General features: G+C 63.8%; 18 protein-coding genes. 5 read left to right on the top strand and 13 right to left on the bottom strand.

From position 1 onward, the window contains the following. Positions 1-57: 57 nt before the first annotated feature. The 3 genes from IC761_RS08525 to ettA all read right to left on the bottom strand — a co-directional run bounded on the left by IC761_RS08525 (position 58) and on the right by ettA (position 4063). On the bottom strand, positions 58-1302 hold the full coding sequence (locus IC761_RS08525) for a lytic murein transglycosylase (RefSeq protein WP_246791467.1): 1245 nt from the start codon (positions 1300-1302) through the stop codon (positions 58-60). Positions 1303-1374: 72 nt separating this feature from the next. Beyond that, complete coding sequence (locus tag IC761_RS08520) at positions 1375-2403, bottom strand: DUF4424 family protein (protein ID WP_195802811.1); 1029 nt, start codon at positions 2401-2403, stop codon at positions 1375-1377. A gap of 10 nt (positions 2404-2413) precedes the next feature. Next, on the bottom strand, positions 2414-4063 hold the full coding sequence (gene ettA / locus IC761_RS08515; protein WP_195802810.1) for an energy-dependent translational throttle protein EttA: 1650 nt from the start codon (positions 4061-4063) through the stop codon (positions 2414-2416). A gap of 234 nt (positions 4064-4297) precedes the next feature. On the opposite strand from ettA, the gene IC761_RS08510 reads away from it, so the two are divergent. Beyond that, the gene (locus IC761_RS08510) at positions 4298-4513 is read left to right on the top strand and encodes a hypothetical protein (protein ID WP_195802809.1); all 216 of its coding nucleotides are present in this window, start codon (positions 4298-4300) and stop codon (positions 4511-4513) included. Positions 4514-4642: 129 nt separating this feature from the next. Continuing rightward, positions 4643-5605 carry a D-2-hydroxyacid dehydrogenase family protein gene (locus IC761_RS08505; RefSeq protein WP_195802808.1) on the top strand — a complete coding sequence of 321 codons (963 nt, stop codon included), beginning with the start codon at positions 4643-4645 and terminating at the stop codon, positions 5603-5605. Positions 5606-5662: 57 nt separating this feature from the next. On the opposite strand, the gene IC761_RS08500 is transcribed toward IC761_RS08505, so the two are convergent. After that, a complete protein-coding gene (locus IC761_RS08500) occupies positions 5663-6847 on the bottom strand; it encodes a L,D-transpeptidase family protein (protein ID WP_195804592.1) in 1185 nt (394 codons plus the stop codon). 369 nt (positions 6848-7216) lie between these two features. On the opposite strand from IC761_RS08500, the gene IC761_RS08495 reads away from it, so the two are divergent. Further along, positions 7217-7996 (top strand): hypothetical protein, encoded by a 780-nt coding sequence (locus IC761_RS08495; protein ID WP_195802807.1) that lies wholly within the window; start codon positions 7217-7219, stop codon positions 7994-7996. Positions 7997-7998: 2 nt separating this feature from the next. Here IC761_RS08495 and sseA read toward each other — a convergent pair whose 3' ends face one another. The 3 genes from sseA to IC761_RS08480 form a co-directional block, all read right to left on the bottom strand. After that, complete coding sequence (gene sseA, locus IC761_RS08490) at positions 7999-8850, bottom strand: 3-mercaptopyruvate sulfurtransferase (RefSeq protein WP_195802806.1); 852 nt, start codon at positions 8848-8850, stop codon at positions 7999-8001. Between the two features lie 124 nt (positions 8851-8974). Next, positions 8975-9388 carry a rhodanese-like domain-containing protein gene (locus IC761_RS08485; protein ID WP_045002167.1) on the bottom strand — a complete coding sequence of 138 codons (414 nt, stop codon included), beginning with the start codon at positions 9386-9388 and terminating at the stop codon, positions 8975-8977. A gap of 32 nt (positions 9389-9420) precedes the next feature. Beyond that, entirely contained in the window at positions 9421-10596 is a 1176-nt protein-coding gene (locus tag IC761_RS08480; protein ID WP_195802805.1) for a vWA domain-containing protein, read from the bottom strand. 123 nt (positions 10597-10719) lie between these two features. On the opposite strand from IC761_RS08480, the gene IC761_RS08475 reads away from it, so the two are divergent. Further along, positions 10720-10965, top strand: coding sequence for a GlsB/YeaQ/YmgE family stress response membrane protein (locus IC761_RS08475; protein WP_195802804.1), 246 nt, complete (start codon positions 10720-10722; stop codon positions 10963-10965). 105 nt (positions 10966-11070) lie between these two features. Continuing rightward, positions 11071-11913, top strand: a complete 843-nt coding sequence (locus IC761_RS08470; RefSeq protein ID WP_085405171.1) for an AAA family ATPase — start codon at positions 11071-11073, stop codon at positions 11911-11913. Between the two features lie 696 nt (positions 11914-12609). Here IC761_RS08470 and IC761_RS08465 read toward each other — a convergent pair. The 6 genes from IC761_RS08465 to IC761_RS08440 form a co-directional block, all read right to left on the bottom strand. Continuing rightward, the gene (locus tag IC761_RS08465; RefSeq protein WP_195802803.1) at positions 12610-12855 is read right to left on the bottom strand and encodes a hypothetical protein; all 246 of its coding nucleotides are present in this window, start codon (positions 12853-12855) and stop codon (positions 12610-12612) included. A 4-nt stretch (positions 12856-12859) separates the two neighbouring features. Further along, positions 12860-13123 carry a hypothetical protein gene (locus IC761_RS08460; RefSeq protein WP_195802802.1) on the bottom strand — a complete coding sequence of 88 codons (264 nt, stop codon included), beginning with the start codon at positions 13121-13123 and terminating at the stop codon, positions 12860-12862. Positions 13124-13258: 135 nt separating this feature from the next. Beyond that, positions 13259-14905 (bottom strand): GMC family oxidoreductase, encoded by a 1647-nt coding sequence (locus IC761_RS08455; protein ID WP_195802801.1) that lies wholly within the window; start codon positions 14903-14905, stop codon positions 13259-13261. Positions 14906-14921: 16 nt separating this feature from the next. Continuing rightward, positions 14922-15515 carry a GNAT family N-acetyltransferase gene (locus IC761_RS08450; RefSeq protein ID WP_195802800.1) on the bottom strand — a complete coding sequence of 198 codons (594 nt, stop codon included), beginning with the start codon at positions 15513-15515 and terminating at the stop codon, positions 14922-14924. 200 nt (positions 15516-15715) lie between these two features. After that, complete coding sequence (locus IC761_RS08445) at positions 15716-16654, bottom strand: SMP-30/gluconolactonase/LRE family protein (protein WP_195802799.1); 939 nt, start codon at positions 16652-16654, stop codon at positions 15716-15718. Between the two features lie 179 nt (positions 16655-16833). Next, positions 16834-17667, bottom strand: a complete 834-nt coding sequence (locus tag IC761_RS08440; RefSeq protein ID WP_195802798.1) for an AraC family transcriptional regulator — start codon at positions 17665-17667, stop codon at positions 16834-16836. Between the last annotated feature and the right edge of the window lie 41 nt (positions 17668-17708).

Below are 17708 nucleotides of genomic sequence, written 5' to 3'. Positions count from 1 at the left end.
ATCGAAGCCCGGCCGAGTGCATCGGCCGGGCTTTTTTCTTTTGCAGGGCTTGGCTAGCTAGCGCACCGCCTGGATCGAGCGCAGCACCTCTTCACTCGGCCAGCAATCGACCTTGAGCCCTGCCGATTTCTGATAGGCACCGAGCGCGGCACGCGTCTGCATGCCGGCCTTGCCGTCGATCTTGTCCTTGTAGAGCCCGACGCGCGTGAGCCCGCGCTGCATCGCCTCGACATCCTTTGTTCGCAATTGCTTCGAAGCCGACCATGGCGTCGCAAACGGCTGCGGGCTCGTCATGCGATCGCTGAGATGGCCGACGTACAGCACGTAGAGGTCGGAGAAATTATACTCCTTGATGACGAAGTAATTCGTCGTGGTCAGGAACGACGGACCATAGATGCCTTCAGGCTGGAGCAGCGAGGCCGACTGCGCCTGCTCGGCGGCACTGAGCTTTTGTCCACGCACCGGCACAAAGCCCTCGCGCAACCATTGGCCGATCGGCTTCGTCACCTCGGGCACACCCGACGTGCAATCGACCTTGGCCGGCGCCTGCACCTCATAAGCCCAGCGCAGGCCGCTCTGCCAACCCTTGTTGACGAGTTGCTGCGCAGCCGAGGCCAACGCATCCGGCACCGAGTGCCAGATGTCGATGCGTCCGTCATGGTCGAAATCGACGCCGTGCTTGTAATACTCCGACGGCAGGAATTGCGTGAGCCCGGTGGCGCCCGCCCAGGACGAGCGCATGTCCTTGCGCGTCACCACGCCCTCGCCAAGGATCTTCAACGCGAGGATGAACTCGTTGCGATAGGTGTCCTTGCGCCGGCCCACATAGGCCTGCGTCGCCAGCACACGCACGAGATCGTAGGGGAGCGTGTAGCGGCCATAGTCGGTCTCACGGCCCCAGATCGCGAGCATCACGGTGGCCGGCACGCCGGAGCTTTTCTCGATCTCGTTCAGCTGAGCGCGGTATTTTTGCAGCAGCCGCTGCCCCTCGCCGGCAAGGTTCGCGATCGCGGCTTCCTTGATGTAATCGGCCGGCACCTGCACGAACTCGGCCTGCGACGGCGCGCCGGTCGCCGGCCGTCCGGGCAGGATCAGATCAGGCAGCTTGTAGTCCGGCTCGAGCCCGCGCGTCTGTTGATCGAACGTCGCGCGCGATACACCGGCGGCCTCCGCTTCAGACCACAGCGAAGCGATGAACTGCGTGAAGGCGGCATCGGCCGCGCGAGCAGGCTGAATAGCAAGTGCTGCCAAGAACAGCGACACGATGCCAAGGACGACGGACCGGAGCGTCAACCGGGACATCCGTTCAAGCGCCAACCAAATCAAGACGCCTCTCAATTTGCTCAACGCGGACAGTCCTCTCTCAAACAGTTTTCAGCGCGGATAACCAGGCCATTTTGGTTCGAGACCGCAGGGAGCCTTGTCGCACCCCCGATAGACGAACAGCAATTTGAGATTACCCGCAGGCATGAACTGCGACGCCTTGGCAACGAAGGTCTGTCCTTGCCGCTGCAATTTCAATCCGGGAATTGGGCAGAGGGAGACAAGGTCGGCACCAGCTTTGTCGATTTCGAGCCTGAAGCTGCGGATCGGCCCAGCCCAATTCGCACCAGTCTTCAGGACATATTCGAGCGTCGTCGTCAGAAGCAAGCCATCGTTGTCGGCAGGTAGCCCTTTCACCGAATTCAGGAATCCCCTGTCCAGGCACCACTCAGCGAGATTGCCGCCTACATCGTCTGCGATCATTTCGCGCGCGAGATGAGAACCACCGATGACCGGCCGGTATCGATGGACAACGACAGTCGAGCGACGAGCCGGGAAGACTTGATTCCAATGGAAGGCCGTCCTGACGGACCAACGCGGATGGTGATCGCCGTCGTCCTCCAGGACGCCGGCGGCGACAAGAGTCTTGATCGCCTCGGGGCTGAGTGCCCCAATGCCGGCCTCGGGATCCAACACAGGCAATCGATACTCGTTCAACAAATCGGTTACGTCCTTCTCGCGCCCCTCACGATCCTTGACCACAGCATGAATGTCGGCCAGCGGCGTGACCGGACGTCCTCCCGCTTCGACGTGAAAATCAAAGACGTCCCCGCGAAGGTAGGATTTGTGGAATTCATGGGGCGCTTCGCTCATGTCAGCCACCGAAATCTCGGGAAGCGGAAAGGCGACCGTCCCCGAGACCTCGTGACTGGTCAGATTGTTGAACACGTAGCGAACGCGAACTTGCTTCGGGCTAAGGTATAGTTCCTCAGACGTCATCTCCAGCTCGGCGGTTTTCTGGAAGCTCAGGCCGCCGGCACCAACCGTAGCCATCGTGTCATTGGCCCGCGTCTCGGTTGGCGTGCCGAGCAATAGCCCAAGCACAAGCGCACCAACCAGATCGCCCCTCCGCGGGCTCATGAAACGAACGTCATCGCGTCAACTTCTTGTACTTTACACGGTGCGGTATGATGCTGTCCTGGCCGAGACGGCGCATCTTGTCCTTCTCGTAGTCCTGGAAGTTGCCTTCGAACCATTCGACGTGGCTGTCGCCTTCGAAGGCGAGGATGTGGGTCGCGATGCGGTCGAGGAACCAGCGATCGTGGCTGATGATGACGGCGCAGCCGGCAAAATCCTCCAGCGCCTCTTCGAGCGCGCGCAGCGTGTCGACGTCGAGGTCGTTGGTCGGCTCGTCGAGCAGCAGCACGTTGGCGCCGGACTTCAGCATTTTTGCCAGATGCACGCGGTTGCGTTCACCGCCGGAGAGCGCGCCGACCTTCTTCTGCTGATCGGCGCCCTTGAAGTTGAACGACGAGCAATAGCCGCGCGAGTTCACTTCCTTCTTGCCGAGCAGGATCAACTCGTTGCCGCCGGAGATCTCCTCCCACACGTTCTTGCTGCCGTCGAGCGCATCGCGCGACTGGTCGACATAGCCGAGATGCACGGTCTCGCCGACCGTGATCGTGCCCTTGTCCGGCGTTTCCTGCTTGGTGATCATCTTGAACAGGGTGGTCTTGCCGGCGCCGTTGGCTCCGATCACGCCGACGATGCCGCCGGGCGGCAGCTTGAAGGTGAGATCGTCGATCAGCAGGCGATCGCCATAGCCTTTGCTCAGGGTTTCGAAATCGACCACATTGGCCCCGAGCCGCTCGGCCACCGGGATGATGATCTGCGCGGTCTGGGTCTGCTTCTCGCTCGCCTGCTTGAGCAATTCCTCGTAGCGCTGGTAACGCGCCTTCGACTTGGCCTGGCGTGCCTTCGGCGAGGACGCGACCCACTCCTGCTCGCGCGCAATCGTCTTCTGGTGCGCGGCGTCCTCGCGGCCTTCCTGCTCGAGGCGCTTCTGCTTCTGCACCAGCCAGGACGAATAGTTGCCTTCGTAGGGAATGCCCTTGCCGCGATCGAGCTCAAGGATCCAGCTGGTGACGTTGTCGAGGAAATAACGATCGTGAGTGACGATCAGGATCGCACCGGGATAGCTGCGCAGATGGCCTTCCAGCCACGACACGGATTCTGCGTCGAGATGGTTGGTCGGTTCGTCCAGCAGCAACAGCTCGGGCTGGTCGAGCAGCAGCTTGCACAGCGCGACGCGGCGGCGTTCACCGCCCGAGAGCTTCGTCACATCGGCATCGTCTGGCGGACAGCGTAGCGCGTCCATGGCCTGGTCGACCTTGCTGTCGAGATCCCAGAGGCCCTGGGCCTCGATCTCGTCCTGCAGCTTGGTCATCTCGTCGGCGGTCTCCTCGGAATAATTCATCGCCAGCTCATTGTAGCGATCGAGGATGGCCTTCTGCTTGGCGACGCCCAGCATGACGTTCTCGCGCACGGACAGCTTCGAATCGAGCTGCGGTTCCTGCTCGAGATAGCCGACGCGCGCTCCTTGGGCGACCCAGGCCTCGCCGGTGTATTCCTTGTCGAGGCCCGCCATGATCTTGAGCAGGGTCGACTTACCGGAGCCGTTGACACCGAGAACGCCGATCTTGGCGTCCGGGTAAAAGCTGAGGCGAATGTTGTCGAGCACCTTGCGGGTCGGGTAGCTCTTGGTCAGGCCGTCCATGAAGTAGACAAATTGGCGCGCCATCGGTCCCGTGAAACCTTCGATTTGAGGAAATTTGCTTGCTGCCGATGTAGCGATCCCGTCCCCAAAGGGCAATGTTTTCCCTCCGTTCACCACGGATGAATACGGGACGGACACCATCCGGAGCCCAATCCGGACAATTGAAACTATCTTTTAATAAATCAGGCCAAAGCTCGGTCATGCGCGGACACAAGCGCCCCCTGCTCAGAATGAACGGGGAGAACAGCGAGGCCCATCATGGCTCTGATCGAGACCCACTCCATCGCCGTTCCGGTCGAAGCCGGGAACGCCGCCGGACTCGTGTCCGGGGTCAAGGGCTTCTGGAAGCGCTTCTTCGCCACCGCCTTCAACCCCTACCGGCCCGAGCTGCACTACATGCGCGGCCCCGGCCCGGCCTGGCGCGCCAAGCACGGCATGGATGCGCCGATCCGGCTGAAACCCCGCGACCTCTAAGGCCTCCGCCCTATCGGATTTTTGAAGACGAGAGCGTCTTGCGCGCAGGCGTGATTGCGCGCAACCATGGCCCGGTTACGACGATGGCGCCCCGCTCGCGCCGTCACCTCTGGCCATGGATGGACGCTGATGTCGCGGCTGCGCTGTGCAATTCTCGACGACTATTTTGATCTCGCCCTCGATGTCGCCGACTGGCCGAAACTTTCCGATCGCGTCGACGTCACCGTGTTCAGCCATTCCTTTGCCTCCGAACAGGCCGCAGCGAGCGCGCTGGCCGATTTCGAGATCGTCTGCGCGATGCGCGAACGCACCGCGTTCCCCAAGAGCCTGTTCGACAAGCTGCCGAAGCTGAAGCTGCTGCTCACCTCAGGCATGCGCAACGCGTCGATCGACATGGAGGCCGCGAAGGCACGCGGCGTCTCCATCGGCGGCACGCAATATTCCCGCGACCCGACCGCGCCCCTCACCATGGGCCTGATCCTGGAACTGACCCGCGGCATCGGCCGCGAGAACGCGCGGATGCATGCCGGCGAGCCCTGGCAGACCTTTGCCGGCGTCGAGATCGAGGGAATGACGCTCGGCATCGTCGGGCTCGGCAAGCTCGGCAGCAAGATGGCGGGCATTGCCAAAGCGTTCGGTATGAACGTGATCGCCTGGAGCCCGAACCTGACGCCGGAGAAGTGCGCCGCGGCGGGCGTCGGCTACGCCAGCAAGGAGGAGCTGTTCGCCAGGGCCGACATCGTCACCATCCATGTGGTGCTGAGCGAACGGTCCCGCGGGCTGGTCGGCCGCGAAGACCTCGCGCGGATGGAGCCGACCGCCTTCCTGGTCAACACCGCGCGGGGGCCGATCGTCGATGAGCAGGCGCTGCTCGAAGCGTTGCAGCAGAAGAAGATCGCCGGCGCCGGCATCGATGTGTTCTCGGTCGAGCCGCTGCCGGTCGACCATCCCTTCCGCAAGCTCGACAATCTCGTGCTGACGCCGCATCTCGGCTACGCGACCGAGGACGGATTGCGGATCCATTACACCCAGATGGTCGATGCGATCGACGTTTGGACCAAGGGCAATGAGCTGCCGCGGAAGCTCGCATAAACGACGAAGGGCGTGCCGATGGCACGCCCTCTCGCATTCTGAATGATCTGGAAGCGCTTAACGCACGGTGACCGGCGCGGGCAGCGGCGGCACCACCGTCGGCTGGGTCCCCGGGACCGGGCCGGCCTGGGCCGCCATCGGAGCCGGCGCCGGCGCGGCCGATGCTGTCGCCGTACCCGGCGGCGGATTGCCCGGCATCACCACCACGCGGGTGCCGACCTTGGTGCGTTCGAACAGATCCGAGACGTCATCGTTCAGCATGCCGATGCAGCCGGACGAGACGAACTTGCCGATCGTCGAGGGCTGATTGGTGCCGTGGATGCGGTACACGGTCGAGCCGAGATACATCGCGCGCGCGCCAAGCGGATTGCCGGGACCGCCGGCCATGAAGCGCGGCAGATAGGGCTGGCGCTCGATCATTTCCGCCGGCGGATGCCAATCCGGCCACTCGGCTTTGCGGGTGATCTTCTGCACGCCGGTCCAGGTGAAACCGTCGCGGCCGACGCGGACGCCGTAGCGGATCGCGCGGCCATTGCCGAGCACGTAATAGAGATAGGTGTTCGGGGTATCGACGATGATGGTGCCGGCCGGCTCCTTGGTCGCGAGCGACACTTCCTGGCGGCGCAGGTTCGGTGCCAGCTGCGCCGGGGCGGCGTCAGGCTGCTCCTCGGGCGGCAGCGCGGCGATCGATATCGGCCGGCCATCGGCGCCGACGGCGGGCGGCTGCGAGACTGCTCCGGTCGCGGCCGGACCGCCGACCGCTTCGGGCGGACGCATGCCGTCGCTGCCCGGCGCCTGGGCCGGACGGTCGGCATAGACGACCGGCGGCGCGCCGGCCGGGCGGCCGTAGCGGGGATCGTCGGGCGACATCACCGGACCCTGCGGCGGTGCCGCAGAATAGACCGGCGGAGCGCCAGCGGGGCGACCATAACGCGGATCATCCGGCGACATTACCGGACCTTGCGGCGGGGCAGCGGAATAAACCGGCGCGCCGGGCGGGCGGCCATAGCGCGGGTCTTGATAGCGGGGGTCTTGGCCGGGCGGCGGCAGCGATGCCTGCGGCATCGCGTCGTCGTCATCTTCCAGCGCGTCGAAATTCGGGGCGCGGTCGCCGGGGCGATATTCGGCCGGAGCACCATAGCTCGGCGCCTGTTGCACCGGATAGGACTGGGCCTGTGCGAGCGAGGTTCCCGCCGCAGCGACTGTTGCGGCAGCGCATATCGTCAGAAAGTGTTTGATCATCATCGCTCTATTATAGTCCCCAAGCCCTATCGGACCGCTAACGGCCAGATGACCGAAGATAGCGGCACATTCAAGACATATCAGGCTTATTTGGGTCGATTGGCCGATTTGTGATGTACTGACGCACCGTTGCTCCGTTGCATCACGGAACGGAAATCGCATCACGCCGTAGATGGCCGGAGTCTCGGGCCCTGATTTTTACGGAACGGTGCTTGAGCCTTGCGATATGGTCGAATCAGCCTGATTCGCCGCCGCTTTGAGCTCAAATTCCCCGCACGGCGAACGCGGCGATCAGTACCGTCACCGCGTTCAGATGGCTCATGGGCCCTGGTCTCCACGCCGCCGGGGCGGAAATTCGTAACCCGTCCGATGCTTCCCGGCTTTCGCTTCCTGCTTGCCGCGATCCTGCTGTCAACCTCCATCCTGGTGTTCGGCCTAGGGGCTGCCTCGCTGCTGCGGGCGAGCCACGAGCAATATGTCAGCAACCCGTCCTGGCGGAACGGTCCGCAGGAGCAGGTGTTCGCGCAAGCCTCCGAGCCGGCCCAGCCGGTGCTCGCGGCGCTGCGCGTGGAGCCGGTCGCGCCGGCCGCCAATGAGGCGCCGCCTGCGATGCAGGACCAGGTCCCGAGCATTGGGCTTCCCGCGATCGAAACCACGCCCGAGCAGATGGCCGCAGTGACACTCGAGAGCAACGCACAGCCTGAGCCTCAGGTCGCCTCCGTCACGCCGCCTGCGGAGACGGCTCCGCCCGCCACTGAAGCGCCAGCGCCCGAGCCGGCCAAGAGCCAAATTGCGCGCGACGCTGCGCCTGCCGACACACTCACCCCGGCCGACACGACGGCTTCCGCCGCCACGACGACGCCCGCCACGGCAGTGAGCGCCACCGACGTGCCGCGAACCGCGACGCCGGCGCTGGCATCGCGCGTGGCGGACATCGCTGCGGCCAGGATCGCTGCGCTGAACGACCTCGCACCGCCGAAGACCAAGGCCGACAGCGCGGCGCCCGACAGCAAGCCGCGTGCGCACAAGCCGAAGAAACGTCACCGCATCGTGCGGCGCCCGCCGCCTCAGCAACTCCAACAGTCGGCTGATCCGTTCGGACAGCAGCAACAGCCGACGCTCGCCGCGACGGCCACGCGCACGCGCTGACGTCACGCCGGCCCGGTCGCGATCGGCGGACCTTTTTCCTGACCCCATTCCGACCACGAGCCGTCATAGAGCGCGGTGTCGGTGACGCCCAAGCGATACAGCGCGAGCGTCAGCACGCCGGCGGAGACGCCGGAGCCACAGCTGGTGACGATCGGCGCATCGAGCTTGACGCCGGCGTTCGCGAAGGCGGCGCGCAAATCCTCGAGCGGCTTCATCGTGCCGGTCGCGGCATCGAACAGGAGATTGTAAGGCACGTTGCGCGCGCCGGGAATGTGGCCCGCGCGGATGCCCGCACGCGGCTCCGGGGCACGGCCTTCGAAACGCTCGGCGGCGCGCGCGTCGATCACCTGCTCGGCCTTCGTACCGACATTGGCGATCATCTGCTCGATGCTGCGTACCCGCTTCGCATCATAGCTCGCCCTGAAGGTCTGCGGCTTCGGCTTCACCTCCCCACTCTCGACGGCGCGCCCTTCGACGCGCCATTTCTTCAACCCGCCATTGAGGATGCGCACGTTGCCGTGGCCGAAAGCCAGGAACATCCACCACGCGCGGGGAGCGGCGACCCAGCCACCGGCATCGTAGAGCACGACAGTGTCGGCATTGGAGATGCCGAGATTGCCGACGTCGCGGCCGAACTGCTCGGCGCTCGGATACATGTGCGGCAGCGGGTTGGAATGATCCGACACCGCATCGACGTCGAAGAACACGGCACCCGGCAGATGCGCGGCGAGATAGTCGTCCTTCGGCAGCGGCAGCACGCCCGGCAGCTTGAAGCTGGCGTCGAGCACCTTGACGTTGGAATCGTTGATGTGGGCGGCGAGCCATTCGGTGGAGACGAGGGGATCGGTGGTCATGCAAGGTCTTTCTTGTCATTCCGGGGCGCGCGAAGCGCGAACCCGGAATCCATCGGGCCGCGGAGTTGTAGATGAATGGATTCCGGGCTCGCGACTTCGTCGCGCCCCGGAATGACGAGAGCGATTACCCCTTCTTCTTCGGCTCCCACTGCTCCACAGGGCCGCCGGCATCGCGCCAGGCGGCGTAGCCGCCGGCGATGTGGGCGACGGGTTTTAAGCCCATGTCCTGCGCGGTCTTGGCCGCGAGCGCGGAGCGCAATCCGCCGGCGCAGTGGAACACGAATTTCTTGTCTTCCTGGAACACCGGCTTGGCGTAGGGGCTCTGCGGATCGATCCAGAATTCGAGCATGCCGCGGGTGCAGGCGAACGCGCCTGGGATGCGGCCGTCGCGCTCGATCTCGCGGGGGTCGCGGATGTCGACAATGACGACGTCGCCGTTCTTGGAGATCTCGATGGCGTCCTTGGCGGTGAGCGTCTCGATCTCGGCATTGGCCTCGTCGATCAGCGCCTTGATGCCGCGGGTGATGTTTTGGGGCATGTGCTTCTCCCTCTTCTCGGCCGCGCGTGCAGCTAGTGCGTCAATTCCTTCATCGCATTTTCCAACCCCTCGATCGTGATCGGGTACATGCGGTTCGCGAAGATCCGTTTGATGATGGTGGTCGATTCCGAATAGTCCCAATGCTTCTGCTGCACGGGGTTCAGCCACACCGTATGCGGATAGGTGCGGATGATGCGGTCGAGCCAGATCGAGCCGGGCTCCTCGTTGACATGCTCGACCGAGCCGCCGGGCACCATGATCTCGTAGGGCGACATCGAGGCGTCGCCGACGAACACGACCTTGTAGTCGTGCGGGTATTTGTGCAGCACGTCCCAGGTCGGCGTGCGGTCGGTGAAGCGGCGCTTGTTCTGCTTCCACACGCCCTCATAGAGGCAGTTGTGGAAGTAGAAATACTCCATGTGCTTGAACTCGCTCTTCGCCGCCGAGAACAGCTCCTCGACCTGCTCGATATGCGAATCCATGGAGCCGCCGATGTCGAAGAACACCAGGAGCTTCACCGCATTGCGGCGCTCGGGCCGCATCACCACATCGAGATAGCCGTGATTGGCGGTCTCGCGGATCGTGTTGTCGAGATCGAGCTCGTCCGGCGCGCCGGTGCGCGCGAACTTGCGCAGGCGGCGCAGCGCCACCTTGATGTTGCGGATGCCGAGCTCGACATTGCCGTCGAGATCCTTGAACTCGCGCTTGTCCCACACCTTCACGGCGCGGTTGTTGCGGTTCTTCTCCTGGCCGATGCGGACGCCTTCGGGATTGTAGCCGTGTGCGCCGAACGGCGAGGTGCCGGCGGTGCCGATCCATTTCGAGCCACCCTGGTGCCGGCCCTTCTGCTCCTCGAGGCGCTTCTTCAGGGTCTCCATGAGCTTGTCCCAGCCCATGGCCTCGATCTGCTTCTTCTCTTCTTCCGTCAGGTATTTCTCGGCGAGCTTCTTCAGCCACTCCTCGGGGATCTCCGCCTTGTCCATGGCATCGAGCAGGCTTTCCAGCCCCTTGAACACGGTGCCGAAGACGCGGTCGAACTTGTCGAGGTTGCGCTCGTCCTTCACCAGCGAGGTGCGCGACAAATAATAGAAGTTCTCGACCGTGTAGTCCGCGAGGTCAGCGTCGAGCGCCTCCATCAGCGTGAGGTATTCGCGCAGCGTCACGGGGACCTGCGCATCGCGCAGAGAAGTAAAGAATTGCAGGAACATGGGTGACAGATTGCCTTTCGGATGGCTGGCGTCAAGGGGCGGAGACCGCCGCCGGGCGCTGGACCGGAAGGCTTTTTGCACTAGAATTGACCGCCTCACGAGGTTGTTTTGGGGACGTTTGCAATGGGAATTCTCGCAGCACTGATTATCGGCGCGATCGCCGGCTGGCTTGCCGGCAAGATTGTCCACGGGGCGGGATTTGGGCTGATCGGCAACATGGTCGTCGGCATCATCGGTGCACTGGTCGCGAGCTGGGTGCTGCCGCAGCTCGGCATTGCGCTCGCCACGGGCACGCTGGGCTCCATCGTGGATGCCACGGTTGGCGCGGTGATTGTGCTTGTCATCCTTTCGCTGATAAAACGGGTCTGAAAGCCTGACCGAACCAGGAACGGCCGCCACGTGCGGCCGTTCCCATGTCGCAGCCGGGGCCAACAAACTGGCAATGCTTCGGCCAACGACCAACAAGGACGCGCGATGAAATTTACCGGCACCAAGGACTATGTTGCGACCGACGATCTCAAGGTCGCCGTCAATGCCTCGATCGTGCTGGAGCGCCCGCTCCTCATCAAGGGTGAGCCCGGCACCGGCAAGACCGTGCTTGCCGAGGAAGTGGCGAAGGCGCTGAACGCGCCCCTTTTGACCTGGCACATCAAGTCGACCACCAAGGCGCAACAGGGCCTCTACGAATACGACGCGGTGTCGCGACTGCGCGACAGCCAGCTCGGCGATGCTCGCGTGTCCGACATCAAGAACTACATCAAGCGCGGCAAGCTGTGGGACGCCTTCACCGCCGAGCAGCGCCCGGTGCTGCTGATCGACGAGATCGACAAGGCTGACATCGAATTCCCGAATGACCTGCTGCTCGAGCTCGACCGCATGGAATTCCATGTCTACGAGACCGGCGAGACGATCAAGGCCAAGCAGCGCCCGATCATGATGATCACCTCCAACAACGAGAAGGAGCTGCCCGACGCTTTTCTCCGCCGCTGCTTCTTCCACTACATCAAGTTCCCCGATGCCGACACGATGGGCCGGATCGTCGACGTCCACTTCCCCGGCATCAAGAAGCGCCTGGTCGAGGAAGCGCTGCGGATCTTCTTCGAGGTGCGCGAAGTGCCTGGCCTGAAGAAGAAGCCCTCGACCTCGGAGCTGCTCGACTGGCTCAAGCTGCTGCTCAACGAGGACATGAGCGTCGAACAGCTGCGCGAGCGCGACCCGCGCAAACTGATCCCGCCGCTGCACGGCGCGCTGCTCAAGAACGAGCAGGACGTGCATCTGTTCGAGCGGCTGGCGTTCTTGAGTCGGCGGGAAGTGTAGAAGGACTTGTAGGATGGGTAGAGCGGAAGCGAAACCCATCAAACTTTTCCTCGGCGGCGGATTGATGGGTTTCGCAAGTGCTCTACCCATCCTACGGCCTCGCAGACACACCTTCGCAGCCTCGCGGCGCATCTCGCCCGAGCTTTGCTCTCTCCATCGCCCTCGAAAGAAAGAGGGCGCAGGGAAGGCCGGGTGCCGGCTTGGCACCCGCGGTCCGCTGTGCGCTTGTAGCGCAAAAGGAATTGCACAGCGGCATACAGGTGCGGCCGAACACACGGCCTTCCCTGCGCAGTGGTCGGACGGCTTATGCCGTGCTCTCCCGGGAGCCGAGTTCCTTCTGGCCTCCCTCGCCCCGCGAAATTCACCGACACCACGCCGGTTGACGCGACTGCCGCGTTCGCAAGAGCTTGACCGTAGCGACGACGGTCGGGACCACACGGTTTTGCCGTACGCATTCAGCATCGCTCGTCCGCACGAGGACTCGGGCTCACGGAGAGCAATCCGCCCTGCCCGCATACTCGCACACGACGCTGCCGCGTCCACCGCAACCCGGCCCGCGTTTCGAACGACTCGCGAACCGCCCCTCTTCGTCGGGCCGGGCTGTTTCGACTTATGCCGCAATTCCGAATTTCGGTAAAGTGGAATATTTTTGTGGAGAGGGGTTGACGGGGCGGCGGGGTGTTTTGCCCGACGGGGCTACGGAACTTTGGTGATTCCGTTCGCCGGTCCATAGAACCCGCGCTCGATATCGACCATTGGCTCTTCCCCGCCCCGCAATGTCACAAAGATCCGAGCATCCCCGACGCGAAGCCACCAGACCTTATCGTCCATCTGCTCGACGTGCAGCCAATCACCGACGATGAGTTCATCGAAGCTTCCCTGGTTCTCGAACTCGATCTTTTCATTCGACTCGTGAGCCAAGAGCCGCCACTTCCTGCTCATATCACTACTCTTCCTGCTCTCCGAGGATTGTCGAGAATTGATCATGAAATTTGTCGTCTCGCTGCCGCACATCAGCCCATGTTGGACTGCAATGCACCAGACGTTTTGCCTCACCTAGATTGACGTTCAAGACTTCGCGCAGAACCGCGATGCTCTCAATCTTGTGGCATCCTTCGGCTCGAAGATAGGCTATCAGCTCGTCTCCCGCGCCATTCCCGGCAACGATCATTGCCCGGCATCGATCGATCAGTTCGGACCTCGTCGGCATCGCGTCACAGCTCCGGAAAAGACCCGTAAGGTGGTTAGCTCGTAGGGTGGGTTAGCGTCAGCGTAACCCACCTCTTCTTTCTCCGCGTCGAGAGACGTGGTGGGTTACGCTGACGCTAACCCACCCTACAAATCCTCACGCCACCGCCGCATCCGGAACGCGCGCGGCTTCCATCGGCTGCTTGCCGCGGATGAGGTCCGAGGCGCGGTCGGCGATCATCATGGTGGAGGCGTTCAGATTTGCCGAGATCATGCGCGGCATCACCGAGGCGTCGATGACACGGAGGCCCTCCAGCCCGTGGACGCGGAGCTGGTCGTCGACCACGGCCCAGGTCGAATCTGCCGGGCCCATGCGGCAGGTGCAACCGGGGTGGAAGGTGGTGGTGCCGCGCTCGGTGGCGGCGGCGAGGAATTCGTCGTCGGTGTTGATGTTGGGACCGGGGAAATCCTCGTAGGCATAATAGGGCGACAGCGGCGCGCTCTTCAAAAGCCTGCGCGCGAGCTTCATGCCGCCGACGATGACGCGGCGGTCGAGCTCGGCGTCGAGATAATTGGTCTGGATGATCGGCGGCGCGAACGGATCGGAGGAGCGGATGCGGACATAGCCGCGGCTCTCGGGGCGCTGCTGCCAGGAGGCGACCGTCATGCCGGGCTCGTCCTCGAGCTGGCCCTGCACGCCCTCCTTGTAGCTCGCCGGCGTGAAGGTGAGCTGGAGGTCGGAGCTGTCGGCGCTCTCGCCGGAGTGCCAGAAGCAATAGACCATGGTCGGCGACAGCGAGAGCAGGCCGCGGCGCGCGGTCGCCCATTTCAGCGCCTCGACCCAGAGATGCCAACCGCGGCGGAGCTGGTTGATGGTCTGGATGTCTTTCACGCGCGCCACCGTGCGTGGGGCGTAGTGGTCCTGGAGGCCTTCGCCGACGGGGAGCGCATGACGCACGGCGATGCCGTGGGCGCCGAGCAGATCGGGCGAGCCGATGCCGGAGAGCTGGAGCAGCTGCGGCGAATTATAGGTGCCGCCGGACAGGATCACTTCCTTGTTGGCGCGGACTTCCAACGGCGTGCCGCCGCGGCCACCCTTCATGTAGCGCACGCCGACGGCGCGCTTGCCCTCGAAGATGATCTCGGTCGCGTGCGCATGGGTGTGCACATGCACGTTCGGGCGCTTCATCGCGGGCTTCAGGAACGCGGTCGAGCCGGAGACGCGCAGGCCATTGTTGATGGTGCGCTGGCAGTAGGAGACGCCCTCCTGGGTCTTGCCGTTGTAGTCGGGGTTGCGGGGAATGCCGAGGCTCACGGCGCCTTCCATGAAAGCTTCGCAGAGCGGATCGCGCCATTCCATGGTGGTGACGGTGAGGTTGCCGTCGCGCCCACGAAAAGTGTTGTCGCCCTCGCCGACCCGCTTCTCCAATCGCTTGAAGTAGGGCAGCACATCGGCATAGCCCCAGCCGCGATTGCCCATCTGCGCCCAGGTGTCGAAATCCATCCGCTGGCCGCGGTTGTAGATGTGGCCGTTGATCGAGGACGACCCGCCGAGCGTCTTGCCGCGCGGCGCATAGATGCTGCGCCCGCCGGTATAGGGCCCGACCTCCTGCTGGTAGGCCCAGTTGATGCTCTTCATGTGGAAGGTCTTGATGAACCCCGCCGGCAGATGGATGTAGGGATGCCAGTCGCTCGGACCCGCTTCGAGCACGCAGACGCTGGTACCGGGATCTTCGCTGAGCCGGCTGGTGAGGATACAACCGGCGGAGCCCGCGCCGATAATCACATAGTCAAATCTATCCATGGTGCTCCGGCCGCCCTTAGCGCGGCTTGTCGTTGAGTTGAAATTCGAGATGCGCCTTCACTGTCGGCCATTCCGCCGCGGTGATGCTGTACACGACGGTGTCGCGCAGCGTGCCGTTCGGCGCGATCTGATGGCTGCGCAGAATGCCGTCCTGCTTGGCGCCGAGACGTTCAATGGCGCGGCGGCTCTGGTGATTGAAGAAATGCGTGCGGAATTCGACCGCGATGCAGTTCAAGGTTTCGAAGGCGTGCCTGAGCAAAAGCAGCTTGCACTGCGTGTTGAGCGGGCCGCGCTGCGCGCTCTTGCCGTACCAGGTCGAGCCGATCTCGACGCGGCGGTTGGTGGCATCGATGTTCATGTAGGTCGTCATCCCGACGATCGCGCCATCGGCGTCGAACACGGTGAAGGGCAGCATCGAGCCCGCGGTCTGAAGCGCGAGGCGGCGGTCGATCTCCTTGCCCATGTTCTCCGGCAGCGGGATCGCGGTGTACCAGAGCTTTGAGAGCTCGCCGTCCTTGACGGCCTCCACCAGGGCCTCGCGGTGCTGATGCGACAGCGGCTCGAGACGGGCGTGCTGTCCGCGCAGGGTGATGGGATCAGGCCAGGGCATCGAAGTCTCTCTCCGTTGTCATTGCGAGCGAAGCGAAGCAATCCAGACTGCCAACTCCTCATCCTGAGGAGCGCGGAACGCGCGTCTCGAAGGATGAAGGCCCGGCTGGTGGCCTCGCCCTTCGAGACGCGCGCGAAGGGCGCGCTCCTCAGGGTGAGGGTCTGAGAGTTGCCTCGCCTCCCGTACGATGACGGCTTGGCTCACTTATTCAGAAAATTCAACGGCAAACCGCTGCGCGGCCAGTCCATGGCGACGAGCTCGCCCTTGCCGGACAGCGTGATGTAGGCGGTCTTGAGCTCGGGGCCGCCGAAGGCGATGTTGGTGGTGGCGCGGTCGCCGGTCGGGACCTGCTCGACCAGCGTGCCGTCGGGCGCGATCACCGAGATGCAGCCGGAGACGAGCGTGGCGACGCAGACATTGCCGTTCGCTTCCACCGCGAGCGAGTCGAACATCTGGTAGCCGCCGAGGCCGCAGATCGGCTTGCCCCGCTCGCCGCGATAGATCACGTCGCGCGGCTTCAGCGTGCCGGGCGCGGAGAGCTCGTAGGCCCAGAGCCGGCCCGTCGGCGTCTCCGCGATGTAGACGGTGTTTTCGTCCGGGGAGAGACCGATGCCGTTGGCCGGCAGCACGCCGTGCACGACTTCGACGATCTCGCTCATGCCGGGCTTGAGATAGTACATGCCGCCGACGTCCATCTCGCGGGCGCGGCGTTTTCCCAGGTCGGAGAACCAGAGGCCGCCCTGCTTGTCGAATACCAGATCGTTCGGCCCGCGCAGATCGTGCTCGCCGCATTTGGTGACGACGGTCTCGACCTTGCCGGATTGCAGATCGACGCACTGGATCGAGCCGCCGAGATAATCGTCGGGCTGCGGTCCCGGCATGATCGTGTTGCGGGTCGGAATCCAGGAGAAACCGCCATTGTTGCAGATGTAGATCTTGCCGTCGGGGCCCAGCGCCGCGCCGTTCGGGCCGCCCGGCACCTTGGCGACGGTCTCCTTGCGGCCGTCGGGATAAACGCGGGTCAGCCGCTGGCCGCGGATTTCCACCAGCACGACCGAACCATCCGGCATCACCACGGGTCCTTCGGGGAATTCGAGGTCGGTGGCGAGAACGCGCATGTTGGGCGTGGCACTGGACATTGGGGGACCCTCCCGGCTGCTTGTTATGGCTTGCTCGGGATGTCCGGCACGGGCCCCGCAGGCAAGTTTTGCCAGCGGTTATGACAAAGTCGTTGGGGCTTGCCAAGCAAGCCGGCGCAATGCTGCGTTGCAGTCTAAAGCGCGATGAGATATCGCGCTTTAGACTCTCCGGATCATGCTTACTCCCTGACGGGCACCCAGATCTCGAAGCCGCCATTGCCGGTCATGGGGTCGAATTTTTCATCGTAGCGCTCGAAGTTCGGCGCGTCGGCAGCTTTGAGGCCCGAGGTCGGCAGCCATTGATTCCAGATCGTGTTGACGGTGCGGCGGATCGAGGCGACGTGGTCTGAATGGGTGAACACAGCATAGCGCTGCTCGGGGATACGGATGCGGCCGAGCCCGCGCGGCAGGTCAGAGAAGTCCGCGACCTCGACGCCGGCGATGTAATCGAAATTGCCGGAATCATCGCCGTTGCAGCAGACGCCGTAAGCCACGTTGCCGACGCGCGCTGGGGTATCGGCGACTTCCTGATGGAAGCGGTACCACAGGCCCGGGATGATCGCGCCATTCTCGCAGGTGATGCGCTCGGCGAGGCCTGCGACGAGGAAGGCCTTTGCGGTTTCGAAACGTGGGGCTTTGAGGTTGTCGAGCATGGTGGAGTCCATGAGGATCGGCTCCTGAAGCTGGAGATCGCTGATGCACGTTGCCGCCCGCACCGCTTCGGGCGTGGTGCCAAACTGGTCGCGGAACGCGCGGGTGAATGCTTCGTGCGAGCCGTAATCCGCCTCCAGCGCGATGCTGAGAATGTGCGGCGCGCCCTTGGCAAGACTGCGCGCCGCTTCACTCAGCCGGCGTGCGCGCACGTAGCGCATCACCGGCAGACCGGTGGCTGCGGCAAACGCACGCACCATGTGGAACCGCGACACGCCACCGACGCCAGCGATCTCGTCGAGCGTCATCGGCTCGGCGAGGTGGCTCTCGATGTACCAGAGCGCGCGGTGGGCTGGGTTCATGGGTTACGCCTCTCGTTCGAAGCAAGGCGAATGATGCGCCC

Source organism: Bradyrhizobium commune (assembly GCF_015624505.1).
GTDB lineage: Bacteria > Pseudomonadota > Alphaproteobacteria > Rhizobiales > Xanthobacteraceae > Bradyrhizobium > Bradyrhizobium commune.
The sequence above is the reverse complement of the archived record's forward strand: the minus strand, read 5'-3'. Positions and strand labels throughout refer to the sequence as shown.